The organism is Paraburkholderia sp. RCC_158, from assembly GCF_041355255.1.
GTDB classification, from domain to species: domain Bacteria; phylum Pseudomonadota; class Gammaproteobacteria; order Burkholderiales; family Burkholderiaceae; genus Paraburkholderia; species Paraburkholderia graminis.
The window spans coordinates 1-2347 of sequence record NZ_JBFUPM010000065.1; the positions used below are offsets into that span (position 1 = coordinate 1).

A 2347-nucleotide genomic window follows, 5' to 3' on the forward strand; every position below is an offset into this window, starting at 1 on the left:
GGCTCAAGGCTCAGCAGACGAAAGAGACGGCTGCGTAACCCGGGGCCTCTGGAAGGCGAAAAACAGAGGGAACCTCACCGGTCGGGATCGTCGCCCAAATCCAAGGACACAAGCCATCGGCAATCGCCGAGAAACATTACCGCCGCCGCCCCCTCGACCTTCTGCGCATGTGGCATGACAAAATTGAGGGGTGGATGTTAGAGCAAGCGCGGATCGAGTTTGAGCACCGGAAGTGAGCGATGCGGAACATTTCGCACGACCATCCGTCAGATCGGGTCCTAGCTAATACACCTATCTCCTCATATAAAAAACCAAGGGATCGAACTCCCGACCATTACATCGCTAAAACCCGCTGGACCTAGACGCCAGAAATACCCCCAAAGTTGCCCCCACTTCTCTTCTGCTGGGATGCTTGCTTGATGCTAAAGCCGTCGACGCCCACTTGACGGTTAATTCTCATGCAAGCGACCAGAAAGTGCACCTTATGGGAAGTCTTCGCCTCACCACATCGACTCAAAGGTATGAGGTGCGCATGCCGCATGGGCGTCGAGCACGTCGCCGGCAAACGGGAGTTTGTCTACGGTGTGTGAGGTCGATTTCCTCCTTTTTCGAGCCCAGCGTTCATCGGTGTTTCGCCTGCGTCAAACGGCAATCTCGCAGTGCCGCGCCCTCACGCCATGCCTGTATTCGAACCAGCCTCTGCAAATCGCCCCTTGAACGGCGCCTCCACCGGAACGATCAGTCTTCTCGATTTCAAGCAAAACGGCAGGACCCATAGCCGTAACTGGGCAATCTTAGGGAACTCGAAAACGGCCAGCGGTACGTCGAAACTTTCAGTCTTCGGGAAAATCAAGACGACGTCCCCCTTGCCATCCAAGTAGCTGTGACCGTACGCCTGGAGCTGGTAGAAGTCGCCCTGAGCGAGACCGTACTTGTCTTTGCCGTCCGATTTCAGGCCATCCAACAACTTCCACTTGGTGTCGAGCACCAACACATCGCGCCCGGCATCGCGAACAAGCAAATCCGGCTTGAGGCGAAACCAGTCCTGACCGAGATGACGAATCAAGTGATGGCTTCTGGCCTGGGTCTTCAAATGTAGGGGACGAACTAGCTGGTTGGCGAGATGTTTCGCGACGAATGCCTCGAATACCGCCTCCATAGGGAACAGAAGCGAAGGGGCACGGTGTGCGCCGACTCCGGTCAAGGGAGATTCTTCGTCGAGAATCAGACGGGCCCAAGCCAACCCATCGTTGTAATAGCTCATCCCTCTATCGAGCCGCACACACTGGAAGTCGCGATCAGGCAGATCGGAGGGCGGAATCTCAGCGAACACGAAACACAATTCGCGCGCCAACTTTTGGTTCGCCTGCAATGCCGACAACGCCAAAACACGACGCAGAGCAGCATGCAACAGTCGATTCTCCGGACGGTTTGGAGTGTACTCGTCGTGCTCAGTGAAAAAGCGGTCCGCCCTGCAGAGATTCTCCCGGAGATGTAGCGCCATCAGCAATTTCCCCCGGAGCGAGAACAAGTTGCCTTGCCGACTCGTGTAATCGCTACGGAGCCCTCGCTTGACGACGTGCTCCACGCTCAACAGGAACTCGCCGATGAAGACTTCAAGCAAGGGCATGTGGGCGGCCGCGACTTTGGCTCTGTCAGTTCGGATGTGACGGAAGCCGTTGAGACAAAGCAGCATGTCGAGCAACAGCCGTCGGGCCTCTATAGCGCCGCCGCCGATGACCTTGCCAACCTTGGGCAGCACTTCGATCTGGAAACCATCCGGAGCACGTACAACACCGACAAAACTCCTTACCTGAACGGCACGCCGACCTCGGCGCCGGACGGGACGCAGCCATGTTGCCTCGCCATCCTCCCCGCGTAAGCTCTCGAGTTCAAGCCATCCGAACACGTTGGCCGGAATGGCGTGCAGCCCTTCTGCCCCCGTCACGTCCGTACCCTCTGTCACCAGAGCGTCGAATTCGTAGATCGTGATGCCGCTCATCCGCGCTCTCGCGACCTCATGGGAGGAATGTCTGGTAGATGCCGATATAGGCGTCGGGGTTGGAAAAGGCCGCCTCCTGGACGCCATAACGCCGCTTGGTGCCGTAAATATCTAAACCGTGCGCATCACCAAATAAGCGTGCCAGTTCATCCTCATGGTCCTGGCTCTCAGTGACAAATCGCGCCGGCTCCTGTTTTTGGTTGTCAGCAAGCACGAGCTGAATTTTCTGCCAGTCCTCGAAGAAATACTCCTCCAACAAAGGCAGGATTGAGATTGACCCGGTTCAACGGACAGATTTGCAGTTGGATTTAGTGTGATGTTGAACCTCCCGGGAGTGTTGAGTCG

Annotated in this window: 2 protein-coding genes and 1 pseudogene; 1 reads left to right on the plus strand and 2 read right to left on the minus strand. The window is 56.6% G+C overall.

What is annotated here, in order from left to right; translation table 11 throughout:
• Nucleotides 1–74: 74 nt before the first annotated feature.
• A pseudogene (locus tag AB6809_RS36095) lies at nt 75–236 on the plus strand (preprotein translocase); the annotation flags it as partial.
• A 434-nt stretch (nt 237–670) separates the two neighbouring features.
• Here the strand turns inward: AB6809_RS36095 and AB6809_RS36100 are convergent.
• A complete protein-coding gene (locus tag AB6809_RS36100; protein ID WP_029969528.1) occupies nt 671–2002 on the minus strand; it encodes an McrC family protein in 1332 nt (443 codons plus the stop codon).
• Nucleotides 2003–2018: 16 nt separating this feature from the next.
• Entirely contained in the window at nt 2019–2261 is a 243-nt protein-coding gene (locus tag AB6809_RS36105) for a hypothetical protein (RefSeq protein ID WP_371028594.1), read from the minus strand.
• Between the last annotated feature and the right edge of the window lie 86 nt (nt 2262–2347).

Bases quoted from the DNA above. Each gene is read 5' to 3' on its own strand.
- AB6809_RS36100 (WP_029969528.1), bottom strand. From the start codon at position 2,002: ATGAGCGGCATCACGATCTACGAATTCGACGCTCTGGTGACAGAGGGT.